Origin of the sequence: Paenibacillus tundrae (assembly GCF_030812775.1) — a bacterium.
GTDB lineage: Bacteria > Bacillota > Bacilli > Paenibacillales > Paenibacillaceae > Paenibacillus > Paenibacillus tundrae_A.
This window is the reverse complement of the sequence record NZ_JAUSTI010000035.1, coordinates 1-3,158: the sequence shown is the minus strand read 5'-3', so window position 1 is coordinate 3,158 and position 3,158 is coordinate 1. Positions and strand designations below refer to the sequence as shown.

Genomic DNA, 3,158 nt, shown 5'->3' with positions numbered 1-3,158 from the left:
GATGCCTTCGGGAATATGTTGTCTGCAAGAGAGCAACGGGGAAATCCGTTCCGATATGCGGGAGAAATGCAGGACGCGCTGACAGGACATTACTATCTGCGTGCGAGGTTCTATAATCCGCAGATTGCTAGATTCACACAGGAAGACACGTACCGTGGAGACGGCCTGAACTTGTATGCGTATGTTGCCAACAACCCCATCCGATATGTAGACCCGAGTGGGTATATGTGTGAGGTTAAAGGTGATGTTTGGGGAGCGTTACCCAAGCCTCAAACTGCTACACAACGTAGGAATTCTACAGGGACAGTTACTGGTGGATACAGTACAAAAGATTATCAGAATATTCTTATTGGAACGCATGGTAATGTTGGTAGAATACCAAGTGATATTGCTGTTCAACTTCAAGGAAAGACCTACAAAAACTTTAGTGATTTCCAAAAATCTTTCTGGAAAGCAGTATCTAATTCTAAGTATGCTGAAGAATTTTCTTCATATCACAAGGCAAATTCCTCCAGGATGAAGGGCGGAAATGCACCATTTGCGGATAAAACTCAGCAAACAGGAACTGCTTGGCCTCAAATGGTGTATAATATTCACCACAAAACTCCTATTAGTAAAGGAGGAGCAGTATTTGATTTGGATAACTTGTTAATTGTCGCTCCTCGTACGCATGCAGAAATTTTAGAAGTCAATTATCATGGGTTTTATGGGTTCAAACGAAAATAACGATTAGGAGAATGCAACATGACTTTAGAGCAAACACCATTTTTTAGATTTCAACCTCATGCATACACAAATGGTATTTTTGAAGTCAATCATGAAAAGAAGAACTGCTCTGTTTGCAAAAATACTAGTGATTATATGTATTACGGTCCATTTTATAGTATCGAAGATTTGAATGGAATTTGCCCGGTTTGCATCCATAATGGGAAGGCTTCGAAAAATTTTAATGGTTCTTTTCAAGGGGGAATAGAATACAGAGGGTCTTCTCTATCGGTTTCTTATGATGAATCTACAAATAAGTTTTTATATTTTCTTGGTTATGATGAAGTCTCCTTATTAGAAGAACCTGCAATTGAAGAATTATTATTTAGAACCCCTGGATATGTATCTTGGCAGGAGTCTTACTGGTTAACAGAAAACAACTTCCCTCTTGCTTTTGTGAAGTACCTGTCAATAGAAGAAATAGAAGATAAATTATTATCGTTAAGCGAGGCATTAAATGAACTAAATGAAAATTATGGTTTTAATAGAGATTCAATCTCTGAGGATGTAGGGTTGTATTTGTTTGAATCCTTATCGAAAAAAGGGAAGTACAGAATACATCTAGATAATACTTGATTCTTACATGTTTGAGGTATAACTTACTGATAAAATTCTCATACACATCTTGTTAAATGTGAAACTTTCTTTGAGGAAATATATCACTTATCGTGGAGTGAATAGATACTTCTATAGAAACCATTTTGCCTTGGTTATGAACCAAGGCTTTTTTATTATTAACTCTATGGATGAAATTCTATCTACATCCGCAGCATATTTAAAATATGCTGAATTCGATAGCGGCTAGTTAAACTTATAGTGTTTAACTGCACCACATGTTTGGAGCAAAATGGACAATAATATACGCCATTTCGTCCATGACGGCTGGCATGTTGTCAACGAGTTGGACGAAACCGAACGGGTGCAAGCATCCTATATCCGTGGTCACGAATGGCTGACACAACTGGACGATCAGGGGCATATGGCTTATTATGTGAATAATATCCACGGTGACGTGACCCATCTCACGGGACAACAGGGCCAGATCCTGAATGCGTATATGTATGATGCCTTCGGGAACAAGTTGTCTGCAAGAGAGCAACGGGGAAATCCGTTCCGATATGCGGGAGAAATGCAGGACGCGCTGACAGGACATTACTATCTGCGTGCGAGATTCTATAATCCGCAGATTGCTAGATTCACACAGGAAGACACGTACCGTGGAGACGGTCTGAACCTGTATGCGTATGTTGCCAACAACCCGATCCGATATGTAGACCCGAGTGGGTATATGTGTCAGGATAAGGGAAATGTTTATAAATCACCTGGCGAAATCTTAAGAGATAAGTACAATGATTTATCGCCAAGTGAGCGTACTGCAAGGATGAATATACTCGCAGAGGAAAATGCCTATCGTATTTTGCTTCAAATGGAGAATTCTATGCCAAGATCACATTTTGTTGAGAGGCATGGAGCCCAAATGACATTGCAAGCTCAATTCAATCGAGCGGGCCAGGGAATAAACCCAACCACGGGTGTAATCGAAACACGGCGAGGAAGAGTAGTGTTACCTTCTGCGGCAACAAGGTTTTTTACGCATAGAGATCAATTGACAATAATAGAGCGGTCACAAACAATATTTGAAAGGAATAGTGATTTAGATCTTGCATCGAGATTAGATCTTGCAACAAGACCCATTACCTTTAAATATGATATTGGAGAAGGTTATCAGCGTGGTACGTTAGCTTACGGAGTATCAAAAACAGGACAAGTGTTTTATAACATTAACACTCTTCAACCTGTCACTGCATTTCCAATTTGGGGTAGATAATAAAAATTATAAGGAGATCACTTTAAGTGCAGGGAAATTCACCAAAGCCTATCGATTTACTGAATTTGCTAAGATATATTCATACGGAATATATGACTAAAGAAGATTATGATCAAATAGAGGACTATGACTTTAATTTAAAGGAAGATCAGCTAGAAATCATAAGAAAGTTGATTGTTTCACGAGTAAAAACTGAGTATGATGATTGCGGGCGTAAGAGATTAAAATGTGTATTAGAATTGTGTATTAATCAAAATGAAAGAGAGATAGAGGAACTATTTCAAATGTCTTCACCGTGTGATGATATAGTAGACAAAAAAGGCTTTATAAATAATATTTATAAAGAGTTATTTGAACCTCTATAACGATTGAGTTATCAATAGAGTTTGAGCCTTGATTAGACTTTAATCAAGGCTTTTTTGTGTGTAAATAGCATGAATACGCGCCAGAAGGCCAAGTATCGCGGCTCTACACCCGTGCAGCGGATGGTACGATATTGCTCGACAACCGATATACGTATGACCGAAGTGGGAATACGATCGGTTGTTATGGATCGGAAGATCAC

The 3,158-nt window shown here is 38.7% G+C and carries 4 protein-coding genes; all 4 read left to right on the top strand.

Going from position 1 to position 3,158, the window contains the following annotated elements; genetic code table 11:
* Window positions 1-726, top strand: a 726-nt coding sequence (locus J2T19_RS28100) for an RHS repeat-associated core domain-containing protein (RefSeq protein ID WP_307221755.1), incomplete at its 5' end; no start/stop codon positions are given.
* A gap of 18 nt (window positions 727-744) precedes the next feature.
* Complete coding sequence (locus tag J2T19_RS28095) at window positions 745-1,341, top strand: CbrC family protein (protein ID WP_307221753.1); 597 nt, start codon at window positions 745-747, stop codon at window positions 1,339-1,341.
* A 271-nt stretch (window positions 1,342-1,612) separates the two neighbouring features.
* Complete coding sequence (locus J2T19_RS28090) at window positions 1,613-2,593, top strand: RHS repeat-associated core domain-containing protein (RefSeq protein ID WP_307221752.1); 981 nt, start codon at window positions 1,613-1,615, stop codon at window positions 2,591-2,593.
* 26 nt (window positions 2,594-2,619) lie between these two features.
* Window positions 2,620-2,958, top strand: a complete 339-nt coding sequence (locus J2T19_RS28085; RefSeq protein WP_145046554.1) for a hypothetical protein — start codon at window positions 2,620-2,622, stop codon at window positions 2,956-2,958.
* The last annotated feature ends 200 nt before the right edge of the window (window positions 2,959-3,158 follow it).